19 protein-coding genes are annotated in these 18,697 nt (G+C 64.2%); 11 read left to right on the top strand and 8 right to left on the bottom strand.

Going from position 1 to position 18,697, the window contains the following annotated elements; all coding sequences use genetic code 11:
* Positions 1-79: 79 nt before the first annotated feature.
* Genes DEIPE_RS10765 through DEIPE_RS10755 form a run of 3 tightly spaced genes read left to right on the top strand, consistent with a single transcriptional unit; the run spans position 80 to position 2,978 of the window.
* Positions 80-1,048 (top strand): mechanosensitive ion channel family protein, encoded by a 969-nt coding sequence (locus DEIPE_RS10765; protein WP_015235998.1) that lies wholly within the window; start codon positions 80-82, stop codon positions 1,046-1,048.
* Positions 1,045-2,379, top strand: a complete 1,335-nt coding sequence (locus DEIPE_RS10760; protein ID WP_015235997.1) for a DUF2254 domain-containing protein — start codon at positions 1,045-1,047, stop codon at positions 2,377-2,379. Before DEIPE_RS10765 ends, DEIPE_RS10760 begins: the two co-directional genes overlap by 4 nt.
* A 56-nt stretch (positions 2,380-2,435) precedes the next feature.
* The gene (locus DEIPE_RS10755; RefSeq protein ID WP_015235996.1) at positions 2,436-2,978 is read left to right on the top strand and encodes a DUF421 domain-containing protein; all 543 of its coding nucleotides are present in this window, start codon (positions 2,436-2,438) and stop codon (positions 2,976-2,978) included.
* Here the strand turns inward: DEIPE_RS10755 and DEIPE_RS10750 are convergent.
* Positions 2,867-3,814 carry a metallophosphoesterase gene (locus DEIPE_RS10750; protein ID WP_015235995.1) on the bottom strand — a complete coding sequence of 316 codons (948 nt, stop codon included), beginning with the start codon at positions 3,812-3,814 and terminating at the stop codon, positions 2,867-2,869. The two genes, DEIPE_RS10755 and DEIPE_RS10750, sit on opposite strands and share 112 nt — an antisense overlap.
* A gap of 164 nt (positions 3,815-3,978) precedes the next feature.
* Between DEIPE_RS10750 and DEIPE_RS10745 the strand changes: the two genes are divergently transcribed.
* Both DEIPE_RS10745 and yidD read left to right on the top strand, forming a co-directional pair.
* The gene (locus tag DEIPE_RS10745) at positions 3,979-4,347 is read left to right on the top strand and encodes a hypothetical protein (protein WP_041230841.1); all 369 of its coding nucleotides are present in this window, start codon (positions 3,979-3,981) and stop codon (positions 4,345-4,347) included.
* Positions 4,348-4,741: 394 nt separating this feature from the next.
* Positions 4,742-5,059: a membrane protein insertion efficiency factor YidD gene (yidD, locus tag DEIPE_RS10740; protein ID WP_015235993.1), complete on the top strand. Its 318-nt coding sequence runs from the start codon at positions 4,742-4,744 to the stop codon at positions 5,057-5,059.
* Between the two features lie 276 nt (positions 5,060-5,335).
* Here yidD and DEIPE_RS10735 read toward each other — a convergent pair whose 3' ends face one another.
* A complete protein-coding gene (locus DEIPE_RS10735) occupies positions 5,336-6,226 on the bottom strand; it encodes a PhzF family phenazine biosynthesis protein (protein WP_015235992.1) in 891 nt (296 codons plus the stop codon).
* 411 nt (positions 6,227-6,637) lie between these two features.
* Here DEIPE_RS10735 and DEIPE_RS10730 point away from each other — a divergent pair, with 411 nt between their 5' ends.
* Both DEIPE_RS10730 and DEIPE_RS10720 read left to right on the top strand, forming a co-directional pair.
* Positions 6,638-7,552 carry a LysR family transcriptional regulator gene (locus DEIPE_RS10730; protein WP_015235991.1) on the top strand — a complete coding sequence of 305 codons (915 nt, stop codon included), beginning with the start codon at positions 6,638-6,640 and terminating at the stop codon, positions 7,550-7,552.
* 272 nt (positions 7,553-7,824) lie between these two features.
* The gene (locus DEIPE_RS10720) at positions 7,825-8,577 is read left to right on the top strand and encodes a DsbA family oxidoreductase (protein ID WP_052326687.1); all 753 of its coding nucleotides are present in this window, start codon (positions 7,825-7,827) and stop codon (positions 8,575-8,577) included.
* Positions 8,578-8,640: 63 nt separating this feature from the next.
* On the opposite strand, the gene DEIPE_RS10715 is transcribed toward DEIPE_RS10720, so the two are convergent.
* A complete protein-coding gene (locus DEIPE_RS10715; RefSeq protein WP_015235989.1) occupies positions 8,641-9,660 on the bottom strand; it encodes an aldo/keto reductase in 1,020 nt (339 codons plus the stop codon).
* A gap of 162 nt (positions 9,661-9,822) precedes the next feature.
* On the bottom strand, positions 9,823-10,713 hold the full coding sequence (locus tag DEIPE_RS10710) for a peptidoglycan-binding domain-containing protein (protein WP_015235988.1): 891 nt from the start codon (positions 10,711-10,713) through the stop codon (positions 9,823-9,825).
* 200 nt (positions 10,714-10,913) lie between these two features.
* Here DEIPE_RS10710 and DEIPE_RS10705 point away from each other — a divergent pair, with 200 nt between their 5' ends.
* On the top strand, positions 10,914-11,807 hold the full coding sequence (locus tag DEIPE_RS10705; RefSeq protein WP_015235987.1) for a DMT family transporter: 894 nt from the start codon (positions 10,914-10,916) through the stop codon (positions 11,805-11,807).
* 456 nt (positions 11,808-12,263) lie between these two features.
* On the opposite strand, the gene DEIPE_RS10700 is transcribed toward DEIPE_RS10705, so the two are convergent.
* Both DEIPE_RS10700 and DEIPE_RS10695 read right to left on the bottom strand, forming a co-directional pair.
* Complete coding sequence (locus DEIPE_RS10700) at positions 12,264-12,485, bottom strand: DUF350 domain-containing protein (protein WP_015235986.1); 222 nt, start codon at positions 12,483-12,485, stop codon at positions 12,264-12,266.
* A gap of 115 nt (positions 12,486-12,600) precedes the next feature.
* Positions 12,601-13,113: a GreA/GreB family elongation factor gene (locus DEIPE_RS10695; protein WP_245557529.1), complete on the bottom strand. Its 513-nt coding sequence runs from the start codon at positions 13,111-13,113 to the stop codon at positions 12,601-12,603.
* Between the two features lie 172 nt (positions 13,114-13,285).
* On the opposite strand from DEIPE_RS10695, the gene DEIPE_RS10690 reads away from it, so the two are divergent.
* The 3 genes from DEIPE_RS10690 (at position 13,286) to DEIPE_RS10680 (ending at position 17,071) form a co-directional block, all read left to right on the top strand.
* Positions 13,286-14,941 (top strand): DUF3592 domain-containing protein, encoded by a 1,656-nt coding sequence (locus tag DEIPE_RS10690; RefSeq protein WP_015235984.1) that lies wholly within the window; start codon positions 13,286-13,288, stop codon positions 14,939-14,941.
* Positions 14,942-15,132: 191 nt separating this feature from the next.
* Complete coding sequence (locus DEIPE_RS10685; protein WP_015235983.1) at positions 15,133-16,491, top strand: MATE family efflux transporter; 1,359 nt, start codon at positions 15,133-15,135, stop codon at positions 16,489-16,491.
* Positions 16,492-16,564: 73 nt separating this feature from the next.
* Positions 16,565-17,071 (top strand): GerMN domain-containing protein, encoded by a 507-nt coding sequence (locus tag DEIPE_RS10680; protein ID WP_157448837.1) that lies wholly within the window; start codon positions 16,565-16,567, stop codon positions 17,069-17,071.
* Between the two features lie 52 nt (positions 17,072-17,123).
* Here DEIPE_RS10680 and DEIPE_RS10675 read toward each other — a convergent pair whose 3' ends face one another.
* On the bottom strand, positions 17,124-17,939 hold the full coding sequence (locus tag DEIPE_RS10675) for a nucleotidyltransferase domain-containing protein (protein WP_015235981.1): 816 nt from the start codon (positions 17,937-17,939) through the stop codon (positions 17,124-17,126).
* A gap of 169 nt (positions 17,940-18,108) precedes the next feature.
* Entirely contained in the window at positions 18,109-18,678 is a 570-nt protein-coding gene (locus DEIPE_RS10670) for a hypothetical protein (RefSeq protein ID WP_015235980.1), read from the bottom strand.
* Between the last annotated feature and the right edge of the window lie 19 nt (positions 18,679-18,697).

Genomic DNA, 18,697 nt, shown 5'->3' with positions numbered 1-18,697 from the left:
TGACGTTTCTCTGCACAATCAGCCTGCGGCTTTTCCGAGGCTGAAGCATGATGAAATTCGACAGGTTCCGAGGAGGTTCGTGAGCACGGGCGTGAATGCCGCGGTCGAGCGCATTCAGAACATCGGACGTGACCTGATGGCCGCGCTGCCCAATGTCGCCATCGGGCTGGTCGTCGTGCTGATCTTCTGGTTTGCCGCGCGCGTCGTCCGCACGCTCATCCAGCGCATCTGGGCCACCCGAGGATACGAGCGGGACCTCGCGCTGCTCTTCGGGCGCCTCGCCTCGGCCGCGCTGACCGTGCTGGGCGTGCTGGTGGCGCTGACCATCATCTTTCCTTCTGTCACACCTGCCAGCCTCTTCAGTCTGCTGGGCGTGGGCGGCGTCGCCATCGGCTTCGCCTTTCGTGACATCCTGCAGAACCTGCTGGCGGGCATCCTGATTCTGCTCACCCGTCCCTTCCGGATTGGGGACCAGATCATCGTGAGCGGTTCGGAGGGCACCGTCGAGGACATTCAGGTACGCGCCACCCTGATTCGCACCTACGACAACCGGCAGGTGGTCATTCCCAACGCGGATCTCTTCACCAACACCGTCACCGTGAACACCGCCTATGACAAACGCCGCCTGCAGTACGACGTGGGCATCGGCTACGGCGATGACATCGACATGGCCAAACAGGTGATTCTGGAAACCCTGCAGGGAGTGACTTCGATCCGCACGGACCCTGTGCCGGAAGTGCTGGTGGTGGACCTCGCGGAGAGCAGCGTGAATCTGCGGGTGCGCTGGTGGATTGACCCCCCGTTGCGCAAGGACGCGCTGGACACCCAGGACGAGGTGCTGCATAAGCTGAAAGAAGCGCTGCTCGCGCATGGCATCGATCTGCCCTTCCCGACCCGGCAGGTGCTGCTGCATGACCAGACCGAAACGACCGATGGAGACCGCGCCCGGCAACGGGAAGGCTGGCCGAGAGGTCAGGGTGACGTGCCGGGTGCGCGCTGGATCCCACGACGCAGCGACAAGGAGCGCGTTGACAAGGAGCAGCCTTGAACCTTCAGCTCGGTCAGGCCTGGGCACGCGTGCGGGACAGCTTCTGGTTCCTGCCTGCCATGATGACCTTAGGCTCCATGGCCCTGGCCGAGCTGGTCGTGAACATTGACGAGCGCTTCGAAGTCAATGACCTCGATGGTCTGGGCTGGCTGTACGGTGGCAGCGCAGAAGGTGCGCGCGCCATGCTCGCGGCCATCGCGGGTTCGCTGATCGGGGTGGCGGGAACGGTCTTCTCGATCACCATCGCGGCGCTGTCACTCGCCTCCAACCAGATGGGTCCGCGCTTGCTGGAGCACTTCACCCGGGACCGGGGAAATCAGGCAGCGCTCGGCACGTTCATCGGGACCTTCACCTTCGCGCTGCTGGTGCTGCGCACGGTGCGCAGCACGGAAAACGAGTTTGTTCCGCACCTGGCCGTCACCCTGGGGTTGGTGCTCACCCTGAGCAGTCTCGGCGTCCTGATTTACTTCATCCATCATATTTCCAGTGGCATCAACGTCAGCCGGGTCATCCAGCTGGTTTCGCAGGATTTGGAACGCTCCATTTCACGGCACTTCGTTGCACGGTCAGCGCAGCAGACTGCCGACCGGCGAGACGAATCCCTCCCACAAGATTTCGACGAACGTGCCACGATTCTCCGTGCAGAGCACGGTGGGTACCTGCAGACCGTGGACGTCGGCGCGCTGCTGAAGCTTTCAGTGCGTCATGACGTGATCGTCCGTCTGCTGGTGCGTCCGGGAAGTTTCGTGTTCCACGGGGCGCCCATCGCCCAGATCTACCCACAGGCCGTAGCGCGCGACGAACTTCTTCAGACCCTTGTCGTCGGGACCCGGCGCACATCACCGCAGGACGTCGAGTTGGCCGTACGGCAGCTGGTGGAGGTTGCCGTCCGTGCTCTCTCGCCGGGCATCAACGATCCCTTCACGGTTCTCACGGTTCTTGACCACCTGGGAAACGCGTTGTGTCGTGTGGCCGAGAAAGTGCCGCCTCCAGCCGTGCACTTTTGTAACCGCAAAATCCGTGTGGTGATTCCGGTGACCGATTTCGATGGACTGACGGACGCGATGTTTCATCAGATCCGCCAGAATGGCGCTTCGCATCCCGCAGTGATGATCCGACTGCTTGAAGTCCTTGCCGTCGCCATCGAGCAGTTCGGGGATTCACGGGAGCAGTCGACACTGCACCGGCACGCCAGCCTCGCACGAACGGCAGGAATGCAGGGAGCGCAGCTGAGCGCCGATCAGCACGACATTGAAGAGAGATATACCCGCTTTCTGGCCGCGCTCAACCAAGCGAGCGCTTCACGCGGGCCACGGAAACAGGCACGCTGAACGGGGACGCGGGTTATCGGCAGTGAATTCTCTTTTTGGTACCTTTGGGGGTCGACATGGATGTAGTGCTTCAGGTTCTACGGGAAATTCTGACACCTCAGGAAGGCTGGACGCCAGAATTCGTGGTGCGCGTCGTTCTTTCGACCACGCTGCTGTTTGCTTTTGTGATTGTGCTGGCGCGTACGTTCGGCGCGCGCACCTTCGCGTCGTTCACGTCGTATGACTTTCTGATCAACATCGCCGCCGGTTCGCTGGTCGCGTCGTCCATTCTGGGCCAGAACCTCATCGAGGGCGCCCTGTCGCTGCTGGCCCTCGCGGTGCTGCAATGGGCGACCTCCTGGGTCAGTGCCCACTCGCGCCGCGTGCACGATGTGGTCGACAATCCACCGGTCGTGCTGATCGAACGCGGTGAGATCAACGAACAGGCCATGCGCAAGGTACGCGTTTCACACCAGTCGCTCGAGCAGCAGTTGCGCAACAAAGGCGTTCAGTCGATCGAGAACGTCCGGCTGGCCGTGCTGGAATCCGGCGGAACCATCTCGGTGATGACCGGTGAAGAGGACGCTTCGCTGGAAACCACCCCACGCCGTTCCTCCTGAGGGCAGGTCGGGCGCCCTTCGAGCGGCTGCAAATCGAAGACACTCAGTTCGGCGGGACTGCCAATTCTCATGGGAACCCACGTCACACCAAGGCCACGCGACACGTATCCCAGTGCTGGCGCGTGAACGAAGCCCTCCAGGCACAACGCTCCAATGGGTGTCCAGCGGTACAGCCAACGCAACCCCGGAAACTTCAGCTGACCGCCGTGCGTATGCCCACTCAGACTCAACGTGACATCCTGCGGGACCGTGGGCAGCACGTCCGGATGATGTGACAGCAGTACGGTCGCGCTGCCCGGTGACCGTTTGCGCAACGCTGCAGGTACATCCGGCGTTCCCTGCAGGTAATCATCGACGCCCGCGAGGAAAAAGTCCGGACGCAGCTGGATTCCAGTGTTGACGAGCAGTTGCACGCCCACCTTCCGCAACTGCCTTTCGAAATCCCCCAGGCGCTCACGCAGGCGCAGGTGGTCATGGTTGCCCCACACACCCCACACACCCAGCGGGGCACTGAGTTGCTTCAGGGCGCGCAGCAGGGCCGGGCGGCCATCACCGACACGGGAATCCACGAAGTCACCCGTAATCACGATCAGGTCCGGCTGCTGCGCCAGCACGGCCTTCACCCAGGCGTCCACGGAAGCTGCCCGGATAAACCGCCCGAAATGCAGATCACTCAGCTGCACGACCCGCAATCTTTTTTGCAGCCAGGGCAACTTCAATTGATGGTGAACAACTCCAAAGGTGTAGGCGCCGCGGACTCCAACGCCGGCCAGTACGGTCAGGGCCACCAACGCGGCTGCAGGGGCACGAAGGCGCGGTGACATACGCAGCGACATACGTCGAACCTACCGCATGCATCTTCGTGGCGCTGCAAATCAGCTGAAGGGACCTTGAGAACAAGAGCCGGAGGCTTCCCAGCCTCGGACAAGCACAGCGCAGTCCGGGCGTTCTGCGTTGCGGCCACCGGATTCTGGTTGCCACCTTGAGCGGCGCGTCCTGCTTGACTCAAATCGAATTCGGCACGAAAGACGTTGTTGTCCTGACGCTGCACATGCAGAGCGACCATGCCGTCTTCGCGCTGGTACTGTCCGCGCACTTCTTCGTTCCCACTGCTGGTCTGCGAGGTGCGCCGAAAGCCTTGCCGGGTGAGTTCACGGTCGTGCTGGGCAAAAGCGCCTTGCAGGGTAACGTCGGCACGGTACGCCAGAATGGCCGTCCGGTTCTCGTATTTGGCGCCTACCACGCGGGCACCTTCGGGTGCAGAAACCTGCAGCGTGGCTCGGGCATCGTTGCTCAGTCCCTGCAGCTGTCCGGGACCGTAGAGCGTCCAGGAAAGGCTGCCACTGGTGCCGGAAAGTACGCCACCTGACGGCAGGCTGCGTCCGAAGAGTTGCAGATGTCGTTCCAGAGGGCACCAAAAGTGCCTCGCCCCCGAACAACCTCACTCACCTTACCGCCGGCTTGTGGCACTCCCATGACCCGTCTGTCAAAAGGGGCAGAGCGCCCGCACGGCTGGGCCTCAGCTTTTGCACTCGCCATGAAAAAAGCTCCCGGTAGACGCCGGGAGCCTGCACAGGAAGCGAGAGGTACTTCTGGCCTCACACCTTCCAAGCCCAATTGGAGCAAACCTGTCGGAGTCCTGCCTGAGCATCACCTGAGGCGCAGCAGAGAGGTTAAGCCGGGCTCTGCACCCGGCCAATAATGTTTTACAGAGCACTCAAGTTCGCGCCACGGCCACAGGTGAGGATCAGGACGAGGACTCCATGAACACGAACCGCTTCGCACTGGCAGGCATCGACGGCTACAGACGCTACCTTTCCCCCTACAAGGGCTTTCGTTGTGCGCACGCCGCCTTCTTCGGCGGGCCCTCGTGTTCTCAGGCGGTGCGTGACATCATCGAGCAGCGTGGCCTGCAGGACGGATGGAGCGAGATTCAGACCCGTTTTGCCGCGTGCCGCTCGGCGTACGCTCACCTGCGTGGCGCGCCGGGTCGCTCGGCCTGGCTGCCGGGCCGAAGTGGCGTGACCACTCGGGGCGTGTGCTGCTGCGGCCCCATCCCGATTCCGTTTCGCTGCGGATAATACGAACCCGCGTTCTTTCGGAGCGCCCGAGAACCACACTCGGGTGCTCCTGCTTTGCTGCAACCCCGTTGCTGGGTCCCCTCACTGTCTTGGGCAAAACGGACGCGCGCAAGCCCTCACTACGTCCAGCAGTGCGACCCTGAATGCCGGCGACCAGCAGCCGAGGACCAAGGAATTTCGGGTCGTTCGCAATGAATGTCGGCTTGCTGTCACCATCCTTGAAATAATGTAATGATCCGAACAAGCAGCCGCCCGGTGAGGTTTTGTGCAGCGCAGTTAGTTCACCTCGACCTGGATGACGTCCGCTTCACGTGCCCATCCGCCAACCATCAGGCTGCGCACGCCTCCTTCGTCCGTCTGGAGTCGGACTTCGAGTTCACTCAGCGAAGGGGGTGACATGTGGCCGCCCTGCTCAATCAGCAACGGGGTGGCCTTCAGACCCAGCACATCGTGAAGGTACGCGCCCAACGGACCTGCAGCCATCCCGGTGGCGGCTTCTTCTGGAATGCCGTAGCGGGGGCCGAACATCCGGGCAGCCGCGTGACGGCCAGGCTCGCTGACCTCCAGAGAAAACGGGTAGATGCCCACCAGGTCCAAGGCGTCACTGATCGTCAGCAGCCGCTGCTGATCCGCTTGAATGCTCCGCACGATGGCATCGGCCTTGAACGGGACCAGCAGGAAAGAATTCCCAGTGTTGACCACCATCGGATCATGGCCCATCAACAGGTCCTCGGCACGCACGTTGAGGGCCTGCAGCACTTCCGCCCGGGTGACGGTGGTCTGCTCGAGCGGAGTGTACTGCGGAGCGCGCTGCTCCATGTACACGCGGTCCCCGTCCAGCAGGATTTCACGGCGCCCGTCCACGGTTTCTTTGGAACTGGTCGTTGACATCAGCCTCCCCCTCTGCACCAGCAGGGAGAACGTCGCGATGGTGGCGTGACCGCAATGCGCGATCTGGCGGCTCGGCGTGAAGAACTCCAGCTTGAAGTCGGCGCTGGTGGACCTCGACACAAACGCAGTCTCAGACAGGCCAACCTGCGCGGCAACCTGCTGTTTCTGGGTCAGGGTCAGCTGGTCAGCGTCCAGCACGACGCCCGCCGGGTTCCCACCGGTGCCGCGGTTGGTGAACGCGTAGACGATGCTGACTTGGACAGGTGAATTTTGCATGGAACTCCTTCGGAACGGCATGAGGCGGGACGGGAGAGGCACTCGGGGTGCCCGGGCACCCCGAGTGCGGGTTGACGCTTCGAGAGTGCGGCGTGACCACCGCATGACACGCGGTGGGTGGCAGGCGACCAAGGCGTCTGGCGACGGGCTGCGGGATGAGGTGGACTGCGTGAAGACCGCCGATGACGCAGGTGTGCGGCACGGAGGTCGCTGAGCGGCTGTGCGGCTGTGCGTTCGCGGTGGCGTCCTCGACCGGGGTCCCGATTCGCGGTACCGTGAGTGTGGCGCACCGGGTGCCCTCCCACAGGAGGATACCCGCTCAAGGGAGAGCGCTCTATCGTCAGCCACCCCTTGACCGGGCCCTGGTATCGGTGCTGCCGATGTCGACGAGGGGAGCAGTGACCTGAACGAATGAACGCGCAACCTACCCTCGCCCAGTTGAAGTTCTTTGTCGCGGTGGCGGATGCCGGCAGCTTCAGCGAGGCCGCCGCGGAACTGAACGTCTCGCAGAGCAGCCTGAGTGAAGCCGTCGCGAAGCTCGAAAAAATCCTGGGGCAGCCGCTGCTGCGGCGGACCACGGGCGGCACCACACTCACACCTGCCGGGCAGCGCGCGATGGAGCACGCCCGCGTGGCCCTGCTGGCGATCAGCGACCTGCACCTGGCCGTGGCCATGAACGACGCGCTGAGCGGCACCCTCCGGATTGCCACCCACCGAAGCCTGGGCGTGCACATCCTCGCGCCGGTGCTGTTCGCGCTGAACCAGAAGCACCCCGCGTTGCAGGTTCACGTGCAGGACTCGGAAAGCGACGGAGCCGGCGGGCAGGAGCTGATCCGCAGCGGGCAGGTGGACGCCGGATTCATCGATGCGCCCAGCGGTGACGGGCTGCTGTGGTGGCCGCTGCTGGCCGACGAGTACCACGCGGTGGTGCCCGCCAGCCGAGGCGCGGCCCCACTCACCTGGGCGGAACTCCGCACGGCGCACCTGATCCTCACGCCCAGCGCCAACACCTGCCACCGGCACGTGCAGGCGTACCTGCGTGCGCATGACGTGCAGGCCACGCAGCTCCGTGAAGTGGAGGAGGACGGCGTCATCCTCAAAATGGTCGAACATGGCCTGGGGGTGACGTTGATGCCCCGTTTGGCCTTTGAACCGCTGCTCCCGGGACTGCGCGTGGTGGCCTTGCCTGCACCGCTCACGCGCCATCTTGGGGTGGCAGTGCGCCCGGGACGCGCAGGTCTCCCGCACATCAAGGCGTTCATGCAGGCGGTCCGCCTGCACCTGCCAGCGCCGCAGGGCGCGTACACACCATTGCGTCCCACCTAAGTGTCTACTCGCCTCCGCTCGTCCCACGTTTTGGGAGAACACCAAAACTTCAGTGGGAGGTACTTAAGACAGCTTCGCTACAAGGCATCCTCTTGACGTCAAACTCAATTGCTTTGAGGGCTGTTCTGCGCAAGACGCCCTGCAGGACGCCTGCCCACTCCGTTCGGCGCCCACTTCTCCCCTCGCTCGGTCGCGGGTGCAACTGGGTGCAACTCCTGCAGACTGCAGAAGGGGTAACAGAAAAAGCGCGGCGCGGCGCGCAGACTGCGGGCATGACTTCTGCTCTTTCTCCTACAACCACCCAGCCGCGCCTCAAGGTAGACGTGTGGTCGGACATCGCCTGCCCCTGGTGCTACATTGGCAAACGGCGCCTGGAAGCCGCGCTGGCGCAGTTCGCGCACCGTGATCGGGTGGAGGTGGTGTGGCACAGTTTCGAACTGGACACCTCCGCGCCGGTCAGCACCCCTCAGAGCGCCCGCGAGCACCTCGCGGTGAAGTACGGCACGACCAGCGAAAAAGCACAGGAAATGCAGGAGCGCATGACCGGAGTCGCCGCCGAGGAGGGACTCGATTTCCGTTTCGATAACCTCAAAATCACCAACACCTTCCAGGCACATCAGGTGGTGCACCTCGCGGCGCAGCGTGGTCTGCAAGGCGCCATGAAAGAGCGCTTTTTTCGGGCCTACCTGACAGAAGGAGAGCAGCTCGGTGACACCGCGACCCTCGTGCGTCTCGCCGGGGAAGTCGGCCTGGAAGAGGACGAAGTCCGCACGGCCCTGGAGCAGCAGACACACGCTGACGCGGTGCGCGCCGACGAAGCGAAAGCTTATGCGTACGGTATTTCCGGTGTGCCGTTCTTTGTGCTGGGCGAGAAATACGGCGTCAGCGGCGCGCAAAGCGCCGACGTGCTGCTCGGCGCCCTGCAGCAGGTGTGGCAGGAACAGCAGCCGCTGCAGCTGCTTGCAACGCCCGCCGAGGACGCCGACGGGTGCGAGGACGGTTCCTGCGCGCTGCCGCCGCGCTGAGCGATCCTCCACAAGAAGACGCTGTCCAGTGTGGACAGCGTCTTCTTGTGGCTTCTTCCGGGCTCAGTATTCCAGTTCGGTGCGCGCGCGTTCCCAGTCACTGACCTTCGTGATGTCTTCCAGGTCCTGCGCGCTCAGCTGCAGCTGCAAGGTGCCGAGCAGCTCCTGCAGTTGCGCCACACTGTTGGCGCCGATGATGGGCGAGGTCATGGCCGGCTGCGCGAGCATCCACGCGAGCGCCACCTGGGCCGGTTTGGCATTGTGTCGTCCGGCGACGGTCTCGAGCATCTCGATGATGTCGAAGTTCTTGTCGCTGAAGCGTCGTGCGGCGTTCTCGTCGGCGCGCACGCTTTCCGGAAGAGGCTGGCCGCGCTTGTACTTGCCGGTCAGCATGCCGCCGCCCAGCGGGCTCCACGGCACGATGCCCAGGCCAAATTCGACGGCGACACGCTGCAGTTCACGCTCGAAGTTGGCGCGGGTCGGTGACAGCAGGCTGTACTCGGGCTGGATGCTGACAAAAGACTCCAGTCCCTGGCGGTCACTGACCCACAGGGCGTGCATCAGGCGCCAGGCGCTGTAGTTCGAGCAGCCGATATAGCGCACGTAGCCGCGCTGCACCAGCTCCGTGAAGGCCGCGAGCGTCTCCTCGATGGGGGTCTGGCTGTCGATGGCGTGGGCCTGGTAGAGGTCGATGTGATCGACCTGCAGGCGTCGCAGGCTGTCCTCGCAGGCCTTGATGATCCAGCGGCGCGACAGGCCTTCACGTTGGTGAACACTTTTTCGGCCCTGGCTGCCACGCTCACCCATCGCGCCGCGCACTTTGGTAGCGACCACGATGTCGTCGCGGTTGCCGCGCGCCTTCATCCAGCGTCCGATCATCTCCTCGGAAATGCCACCGGGATTGCCGTCCGTCCAGGTGGTGTAAATGTCGGCGGTGTCGATGAAGTTGCCGCCTGCCTCATAGTAGGCGTCCATGATGTCCTGGGAGGTCTGCTCGTCGGCCGTCCAGCCGAACTGCATGCTGCCGAGACCGATGGGAAAGAGGTGCAGGCCGCTGCGGCCCAGTCTGCGGTAGATCGTCATCAGCTTCCTCCGTTGGATGTGCGTGCCCGGCGAGCCAGCCCAAAAGCCGTGATCCACTTTAGGTCGGATCGCGTGACCCAGCCAAGTGAATCACGCCCACCCCAGCCAACGGCGGGAGGTCGGTGAATGAACCTTCAGGATCAGGCGCCTGAAGACCTGACTTCAGGGCCGGGCGCGAACCGCGTTCGGGTCAAAAGGACGGGCTTCAGGCGAAAACAGGCGTTCCCAGGTCGTCCGGTCGACCATTCCGGTGACCGGCAGCGCGTTGGCCGCCTGAAAGGCCCGCACGGTCGCCGAGGTGACCGGCCCGTACCAGCCGTCACCTCCGGCACCGCGGGCCATGCCCGCCACGTCCATCAGGCGGTTCTGCACGGCCCGCACGTCCTCACCGTTCAGGCGTGGCTCGCGCAGGACGAGCGGGCGCGCGAATGTCAGGCGTGGCGAAGCCGCCCTCGCCGCCGGAACGGTTCCCGCTCCCGCTGCTGCTCCCGGCGTCTCCCGGTTGGCCGCACCGGTGGAAGCTCCCGGTTGGGCGGGCGACGAACCCGAGGGGGACGCTGACGGCGTCACGGTTCCAGGCGCCGGAGTGGACGCCTGCGATTCCTCACGGGGTTGCGGCACGATCCGGACGCTTTCCTCGTCGCGTCGCAGGTCGGCGCGGTCCGGCACGGCGTCGAACACCAGCAGCGTCGATTTGCCGTCACGTGCCGCGGGCCCGGCGACAATGCCGACAAACTCACCGGCACTGCGCAGGTAGTTATACGAGTAGATCGGATTGCTCTGCGCGCGCCAAGCCGACACGAGCGCGGCACCGAGACTGCGGTTCAGGCGCGCCTTGATTTCTTCGGGTTCTCCGGGAACACGCACACACCGCCGACTCTCGGTAAAGTTCCGAAAGGTTTCGGGACACGCCACGATGGTGCCGTCCACCGCGCGGGCTGCCGCCACGGCGGCGCCTTCGACCTGGGCCGGCGTGGCGGCGGCAAGCGCACCCGTGAACGACGTCAGGGCAGTCAACAGGAGGGCGCGGAGAATCGACGGCAAGGTGATCATGGAACTCCATGCTGCCGCACCGCGCCTGACGCACGGTGATGAGCAGGTGAGAGTGCCGGTAAAGACTGGCAATACGAACGGAACGCCATATTCTTCAGAACCCATACACTACAGAATCCATACACTACAGAACACAGTGCCCGGTGGGCGCTGCCTCCTCAGCTTCCGCTCTGCCTTTTCCCTCTGCCTCCAGGATTTCCTTGTCTCACTCCCGTCATACGGCCCTTGTCCGCGGACCACAACGCCCTCTGCGCGGGGTGGCGTTCTTCGCGCTGGCACTCCTGCTGTTTGCCTGCCTCGACGCGACCGCCAAGTACCTGACCACGCACTACCCGGTTCCCTTGATCGCCTGGGTGCGTTACGCCGGGCAGTTTCTGCTGATGACCGCCCTGATCGTACCGTTTCAGGGACGCCGCATTCTGGTCACCCAGCGCACCGGTCTGGTGGTGCTGCGTTCGATGTGCCTCGTCGTGCTGACCTTTCTGATGATTTCGGGCCTCCGGTTGCTGCCCCTGGCCGAAGCCACCTCCATCGTGTTCATCGCTCCCCTGCTGGTGGTGCTGCTTGCCCGCCCGCTGCTGCAAGAGCGCATCGGAACGGCGCGTGCCGTGGCGGTCGTGGTGGGATTCGCGGGCGTGCTGCTGATCGCGCGTCCCGGCGGTGACCTGCACCCGGGTGGTGTGGCGCTGATCCTGATGGCCGCAGTGCTCAATGCCTCCTATCAACTGCTCTCACGCCTGCTCAGCACCACCGAGCGCACTGCGAACCAGCTCTACTGGTCCGCACTTCTGGGAACCGTCAGTTTCTTATTGTTCCTTCCCTGGTTCTGGAGCGGCCCGGCACCTTCCCTGGAACTCACGCTCCTGCTGCTCAGCCTCGGTGTTACAGGGGGATTGGGGCATCTGTGCTTCACCTTGGCCTTCCGGGACGCGCCCGCTTCGTTGCTGGCGCCCGTCACTTACTTGCAGCTGGTATGGGCGGGCCTGCTGGGGTGGCTGGTCTTCGGGCAGCTTCCCGATGCCCTGACCCTCACGGGCATGCTGGTCGTCGCGCTGTCAGGCGTCACTGTCACGGTCTTTGGGCGCCGCGCATGACAAAGCGTCCGCTGCGGACTTGTCAGGGCCCGGCGAACGTGTGCATATCACGGGCAGCAGTCCGGAACTCCGTCTGCGCCGCAGCGGGCCTCCCTGCGCACTACTGCGGCCCACAGGCTGTTTTCTCGCCCTGTATGTATCCACGCTTCCTCTGGGCAGGAATCTCAAACGCATAATTTGACTTTGGTTGCATAGGGCGCTATATTTATTGTCATCAGCGGCGAAGGCCGCTTTTTTGTTTTCTGTGTTTCCGCTGTGGCGCAGCATTGTGGGCCGCAGGGCAGCAATTGCGGCGGCCGGGCGCTGAACGGTGACTTCAAGCGATGGTTGTGGAGAGCGCCCGGCATGACCGTCCGGACCCGAATTTTCCTGGACCGCGGTTTTCCGGAAATTTTGGGTCTTTCCGGGACGGTACGGTCAGTCTTCGGACGTACGCCGGCCCGGACAGGTCTGACTTCAGCCGGTCATGGCGGCCGCGATGACCAGTGCCAGCCCCAGCACGAACGAGCCCATCAGAATGGCGACGGCCACGTTCCCCTCTTCGAAGATCTTTTTCTGGGCATCGGTGGGCGTGAAGCGGTCGACGATCCAGTACCCCAGAATGAGCAGGGCCAGCCCGAGAATGGCGTACAGAATCGTGAGCAGCAAAATCGACGTCTGGCTGGTAGCTTCGAGCATGCCGCAGTGTAGTCCGGTTCTCCCGGATTTTTCGAGATCAAAGCCAACCGATGGCTGTCCAGCCCGAAAAAGCATCCGGCACGGCTCGCCCTGAGCCGTGCACCTTCATCCGCAGTCAGGCGTCGTATTCGATGCTTTTCACGGTGTAGTGAACACGGCGCGCACCAAGGGCCACCTCGAACGAATCGCCCACCGAGCGACCCAGCAGCTGCACACCCACCGGGCTGCTGCTGCTGATCTTCGGTACCGCTCCACCCGGCACCGAGGCCTCGGCGGCGCTGACCAGCTGCACGCGCATCTCACGCTGGCCCTGCAGGTCGAGCAGCACCACCGTGGCCCCCAGGGCGCAGCCGTCTGCTGCCTCGTCCACTGTGACGACACTGGACCTCGCCAGGATGTCTTCGAGTTCCTCAATGCGTACCTCGATGGTCATCAGGTGCTGCTGGGCTTCAACCAGCCCCAGGCTTTCGTTTTCGTTGGCCTCAAGCTGCTCACGGACCACCCGCCTCGCTTCGTCGAGCCGTTCCTGTTCACGTTGCAGCGCGCGCTCGAGGCGCTCGTATCCTTCTCGCGTCAATTTGGCGTCCTGCCTCAAGTTTTCCACGCTCCTGGCTTTGGGTGCACGCATTGTGGCACATGCAGCCCGCAGTGCGCGCCAAAGAGTGGCAGATCCAACGGGAACCGTCTCAAGAGCGACGCAAAATTCATCGTGCACCGGTATTCGCTGCCTGCCCACGACATTACGCCGGGCCTTGGCACTTCGGCTGTCTATAGTGGACTGACGAGAAACGGGTCTTGCGATGAAGAACAAAATCGGTCTGCTGATGTTCTGCCTGCTGTTCGGTCTGCCTTTCAGCGCGTTCGGGGTGCTGGCCATCAAAAGCATGGCTGACACCCTGAGCAGCTGGTGGACGGCCCGGGACTGGATGGCCGTGTCGGCGCACGTACTGCGGCCCGAGCCCGCCGCCGTGAACGGTGAAGCCACCCTGCGTTACATCTATCATTTCAGAGGGCGACGCTACGAATCATCGAGGCTTGGGCTCACGGCGGACAATGACATCGGGAATTGGCAGCAGGCGCAGCGTCAGCGGCTTGCCGGGGCACTGAGCGAGGGAAAGACCGTCACCGTGTGGGTCAATCCGGCTCGGCCCGACCACTCGGTGTTCAATCGTGATCTGCACTTCGGGCAGCTGCTGTTCTTGTTGCCCTTTGCCACGCTGTTTCCCCTGGTGGGTCTGGGTGCCTGCTGGGGTGCCTGGCACACGGTACGGATGACCCCAAGCAAGGAGCACGGGCCGCCGGCCAATCAAAAACGCATTCGGTCAAGTGAAGGGCAGGGAGAGGGGGCGCTTGCCTTGTTCGCTCTGTTCTGGAATCTGCTGACCATGCCGATCGCCGCCTTCGTTTTGCTCGAACGCCCAGGTCTGGGCGCGCACTGGCTCGTCCTGATCTTTCCATTGATCGGCCTGGCGTTGATCAAAACCATCCTTCGCAGCCGCCTGGAGCGACGCCGCCTGGGCACCACGACCCTGACGCTCTCGCCGACCCAGCCGACGCTCGGCTCTCTGCTCATCGCCCACATCGAGTTCGAGAAACCACCTGGAAATGACGTGTTCGCGCTGGAACTGATCAGCGAGCATGTGGATCGGCGCGGGAGTGGGAAACACACGACCACCCGTACCCGCCTGCTGTGGGAACAGGAACTCCGCATTCGCGCTTCGAACAAGACCCTGCGCTGTCAGTTCGAGCTGCCCGCGGAAGGTCAGGCGAGCGAAGCGGAAGGCCGGCACTTTATACGCTGGTTCCTCAGGCTCAACTGGCCGGATGGCCGTCACAGCCGTGATTTTCCGCTGACCATCACGCAGGCTGGACCGGACACACCCAGCGCCGCAGAGCCGGGAACGCCGGCTTCAGCGCTGCCTGCCGTGACCGCACCCGAACCCGTTGATCTCCCCTCCTCGCTGGTGACGCTCACACCGTTGGCAAATGGCTTGCGCCTTGATTACGCCGTCAGCCGTCACCGAAGCCTGGCCGGAACACTGGCACTGGTGGGAGCGGTTTTCTTTGGGACTGCCGTTCTGCTGGGGTCACGCGCGGTGAGTGGACCGTCAATTGTGCTGCTGGTATTCGCGGCGCTGGGCGTGGCCCTGCTGGTGGTCGGCTTTCAGCACTGGAACTGCCCCCTGCGAATCGAGGCGTCGAGTCACGGACTCACCGTGCGCGGCCGCACGCTGCTCAGGCAGGTCGATGGTCGGTGGCCGGCTGGGGTCGTCAGGCGCATTCGGCCCACGGTGTCTTATTCCAGTAGAAGCTACCCCCAGCAACGGTATTTCTACGCCTTGCAGGCAGAGCTGGACTCCGGAGCGAAGGTCAGTCTGGGCGACGGCATCGCGTCGCGGGCGGTCGCGGACCTGCTGGCGCGCCGTATTGAGGAAGCGCTGCGCAGACCGTACTGAACTGCCGGAAGCTGCCGTCGCTGCCGGACGTGAGGAGTGGCGGTCCGCTTGTTTCGGTCTGTGGCGGGTGTCCGCCACGAGGTTTTGTGAAGTGCGGCTGCCCTGGCATGTGTGTGTCCTGAAGGGAACACCAGAAAGCTGATGCTTCGGCTTCACTGAATCGGTTTAGAGTGGCCTTCGGAGGTTCTCCCTTGACCCGCGCCCACCTTCGCAACGTCCTGCGTCTGGCCCTGCCCGCCAGCTTCGAAGCGGTCATCCAACTGGTCTTCAACTTTCTGGCCCAGCTGATCGTGGCCACCCTGGGCGCCACGGCCGTAGCTGCCGTGGGGTTTTCCAACAACGTCACCCTGCTCGGCGTGTTCACGCTGGGCACCCTGGGGGCGGGTGCGGGCATTCTGGTCGCGCGGGCCTACGGCGCGCGCGACCACGCCACCATCCGCCGTGTCACCAGCACGGCCCTGGTGGTCGCGGCGACCGTCACGTTGGCCCTCGCCCTTGGTGTCGCCGCCTTTGCCCAATCCGTACTGGGCGCGCTGGGCGCCCCCGAAGAGCTGTCCGAAACAGCCGCCCCCTTTTTCCAGGTAGCACTGTTCGCAGTGCCCCTGATCGTCGTGAGCGTGGTGGCCGGCAGCGTGCTGCGTTCGCTGGAGCGTCCACGCATTCCGATGTTCGCCACGCTGGCGGCGGCAGCCCTCAACGTTGCGCTGGGATACGGACTGGTGCACGGTGTCAGCGGCCTGCCCCGCCTGGGGTTGGCGGGAGCGGCCTGGGGCGCCCTTGCCGGGCAGGGGCTGCGGGTCTGCTGGCTGTTGTGGGTGCTCTACGGGCGAAGCGGCCTGATGCGCTGGGCCTGGCCAAAACCCGATGCTGCCGGCTGGCGTCAGTTGCGCGAACTGCTGCACCTGTCCCTGCCCCTGGCCGCCACGCAGCTGGCCTGGAGCGGCGGGAACCTGCTGTACGCCCTGCTGCTCGCGCGTCTCAGCACCACCGCACTGGCGGGCGTACAGATCGCCTACACCATCGAAGGCATCTTCGTGGTGGCGTCGTTCGGGCTGGTCCCAGCGGCCACGGCCCTGATCGGCCAGGCCGTCGGGCAGGGTGACGAGCGCCGGGCCCGGGAGTGGGCACTCGTCATTCAGCGCTTCGGGCTGATCACCGGCGTGGTATTCGGCGCGCTGTTCGCCCTGACCGCTTTTGCGCTGCCCAACCTGTATCCCGGCGTCGGCGAAGGCGTGCGCAAGATTGCCTTTGGCGCCATTTTGCTCAACGCCACGTTTCAGGTGGCCAAAGTCGCCAACATGGTCCGTGGTGGTGGGGTGCTGCCTTCCGGAAGCGACACGCGGGGTGTGCTGATCGGTGACGCGGCGGGCGCCTTCGTGATCGGTCTGCCGCTGGCGTGGCTGCTGGCCTTCGAGCTGAACTTCGGCGTGTGGGGCGTGCTGTGGGCGCGCGTCGCCGAGGAACTGGTGAAGCTGGTCATCTTTACATGGCGTACCCGAAAACTGGTCTGGCGGCGGGTCATCGAAGAGCGCGCACTGCAGGCCGTCTGAAGGTCAAAGCCGAGCCTGGCCGAAGGAGGCTATGCACGAACCGGCCAGACGCGGCAGCGCCTACCATGAGGGTGTGACTGACCGATTACGCCGACTGCTGGCCCTGCTGACCCTGCTTGCAGGAGTCACGGCATCTGCCCAGGCCACAACCGCAGTAAAGCTCTATCTGACCGCGATGGGTAACGGACCGGGGAAGCAGATCGGCTGCGGAGACCGGCTTGTATCCCTATCGCGGACGCTGCCCTTTACGCGCACACCCCTGCGCGCGGCACTGACGGCCCTGCTCGAATCGCGCCCTTCTTCACCAAAGGTGTACAACGTGTTTGAGCGCTCCTCTCTCCGGGTGGAACGCATCGATCTGCGTGGCGGGAATGCCGTCGTTCGTTTGTCCGGCCAGTTGGTGCTGGGTGGGGTGTGTGATTATCCACGGGTGACCGGGCAGCTTCAGGCGACCGCCCGGCAGTTTCCCTCGGTGCGGGCGGCCTGCTTTTTCGTCGATGGCGTGCCGCTCGAACAGCTGCTTGACGAGTCTGGGCGCCGCCTTCCCGTCGACGTCTGCACGTCGCGCGTTCGACGCTGACACTCGCCCGGTCCCGCGGGGTGCGCCACACTCCCCTGACGGTCACAAGACGTCAGCGGTCTTCCAGCGGCGTGCGCAGTTCCCGCCAGTTCCACTCGCGGTTCTCCAGAAAGTAACGCGTCGCATCACCGAAATCCATTCCCCAGTCCTGAAAACCGTTCACGCATTCCAGCAGGGCCTGCGCCGTTTCGCGTGAGGGCGTGGCAAGAAGTTGTTCCAGACGCGACGTGAGGTCGGCCGGTTTGTCGGGCGCCTGCTGCAGACGGCGCATGAACCACTTGTGGTAGGGATACAGGATGCGGTTGTGCGCCAGAAAGAGCCGCCCGGCATAGAGCGCGAGCTCAGTGCTGGTGTGGCGCAGCAGGTACAGGTCACCGCGTTTCTCGGCTTCTCCAACATACCAGTTCATGATCAGGACGTGACCGTAAAAAGCGCGCATCTTTTCCGGCCGTTCGTCGTCCGGATAGGCGGTGATGCGCTGCAGCAGCCTTTCCAGGTCTGGCAGGCGGGAAAAGGCGGGGTAGGCGCCGACAAAAGCAGCGCGGGCAGGTTCGCTGCCGCGCCGGGCCACGTCCTGCAGAAACGCCAGGTCGAGAATCTTGCCGTCAACGTATCCCCCGGCGTAATCGCATTCCTCTTCGGAGAAGTAGCTGTAGTCGCCGCGTGCCTGACGCTGACGGAACTCGTCGGGCGTGGCGATCAGCATGATGTCCACGTCGGAATCCTCCCGTCCGAAGCCTTTGACGAGTGAACCGCCGACCAAGAGCGCCTCGAAGCGTGGATCGTGCTCGAAGCGCCGCACGAGGCGCTCGACGGTTCGTTGGTGGTGCGGCCACAGCAAGGCGCCCGAAAAAGCCGTATCGGTCATGCTGCATGCTACGCGACCCGCACGGGACAGCAAGAAGCCCGGCACGTTCGGTGCCGGGCTTCTCAGGCGGAGGGACGTCGTGGAGGAGAACCGCCTTTCACCGTTCACGTTAAGCCCCGAGGTCTGACGAAACTCTTACAAACACGATGAAGGCCCGGGGCAACACCCGTCAGGACGTGCAGCCCGGATGACGGGCACGCAGGCGAATCCGCCATCCGTTTTTCTGGCGCACGAAGCCGAGGTCCTCACCCCACATACCGCCTTCCATGCGCCGTCCCCAGGCCCGCGCGCCCTGCACCAGCACCTCGCGCAGCTCCTCTCCCAGAAACAGGCTCGAACTGACCGAACCGCCTCGCCCGCATGCCCGGCCCAGCCGCTCCAGTGCGGCCGTGAATCCGGCCAGGTCGGGGACCGCTCTGAGCATCGCCTTGCACGACCGGTCGACTTCGCCCACCAGACGCCGCTGCTGTCCGCCATCGTACTTCGCCCTGCCTCGCCGCTCGGCGTGGGCCACCAGCAACGTCAGTGACATCGTAAAGTGGCCGGACAGCTCCGCCGGAATGGCGTGCCGGTGCAGCAGCGCCGGGAGCTGCTCGTCGTCCCACAGGCTCAGCAGGCTGTTGCGGGCCAGCAGGCGCAGGTCGTGGTCGGACAGGCAGGCAAAGAAGCGCTCCCAGTCTCCTGCCTCAAGCGCCGCCTGCGCAGCCTGGAACACGGAGGACGGACTTTCGCCGCTCATCCGGAAAGGCCCCGTCCTA

Source organism: Deinococcus peraridilitoris DSM 19664 (genome assembly GCF_000317835.1).
GTDB classification, from domain to species: domain Bacteria; phylum Deinococcota; class Deinococci; order Deinococcales; family Deinococcaceae; genus Deinococcus_A; species Deinococcus_A peraridilitoris.
The sequence above is the reverse complement of the archived record's forward strand: the minus strand, read 5'-3'. Positions and strand labels throughout refer to the sequence as shown.

Bases quoted from the DNA above. Each gene is read 5' to 3' on its own strand.
- yidD (WP_015235993.1), top strand. From the start codon at position 4,742: ATGAACACGAACCGCTTCGCACTGGCAGGCATCGACGGCTACAGACGC.
- DEIPE_RS10690 (WP_015235984.1), top strand. From the start codon at position 13,286: ATGAAGAACAAAATCGGTCTGCTGATGTTCTGCCTGCTGTTCGGTCTG.
- DEIPE_RS10720 (WP_052326687.1), top strand. From the start codon at position 7,825: ATGACTTCTGCTCTTTCTCCTACAACCACCCAGCCGCGCCTCAAGGTA.
- DEIPE_RS10695 (WP_245557529.1), bottom strand. From the start codon at position 13,113: ATGCGTGCACCCAAAGCCAGGAGCGTGGAAAACTTGAGGCAGGACGCC.
- DEIPE_RS10735 (WP_015235992.1), bottom strand. From the start codon at position 6,226: ATGCAAAATTCACCTGTCCAAGTCAGCATCGTCTACGCGTTCACCAAC.
- DEIPE_RS10700 (WP_015235986.1), bottom strand. From the start codon at position 12,485: ATGCTCGAAGCTACCAGCCAGACGTCGATTTTGCTGCTCACGATTCTG.
- DEIPE_RS10750 (WP_015235995.1), bottom strand. From the start codon at position 3,814: ATGTCGCTGCGTATGTCACCGCGCCTTCGTGCCCCTGCAGCCGCGTTG.
- DEIPE_RS10730 (WP_015235991.1), top strand. From the start codon at position 6,638: ATGAACGCGCAACCTACCCTCGCCCAGTTGAAGTTCTTTGTCGCGGTG.
- DEIPE_RS10710 (WP_015235988.1), bottom strand. From the start codon at position 10,713: ATGATCACCTTGCCGTCGATTCTCCGCGCCCTCCTGTTGACTGCCCTG.
- DEIPE_RS10755 (WP_015235996.1), top strand. From the start codon at position 2,436: ATGGATGTAGTGCTTCAGGTTCTACGGGAAATTCTGACACCTCAGGAA.
- DEIPE_RS10715 (WP_015235989.1), bottom strand. From the start codon at position 9,660: ATGACGATCTACCGCAGACTGGGCCGCAGCGGCCTGCACCTCTTTCCC.
- DEIPE_RS10670 (WP_015235980.1), bottom strand. From the start codon at position 18,678: ATGAGCGGCGAAAGTCCGTCCTCCGTGTTCCAGGCTGCGCAGGCGGCG.
- DEIPE_RS10675 (WP_015235981.1), bottom strand. From the start codon at position 17,939: ATGACCGATACGGCTTTTTCGGGCGCCTTGCTGTGGCCGCACCACCAA.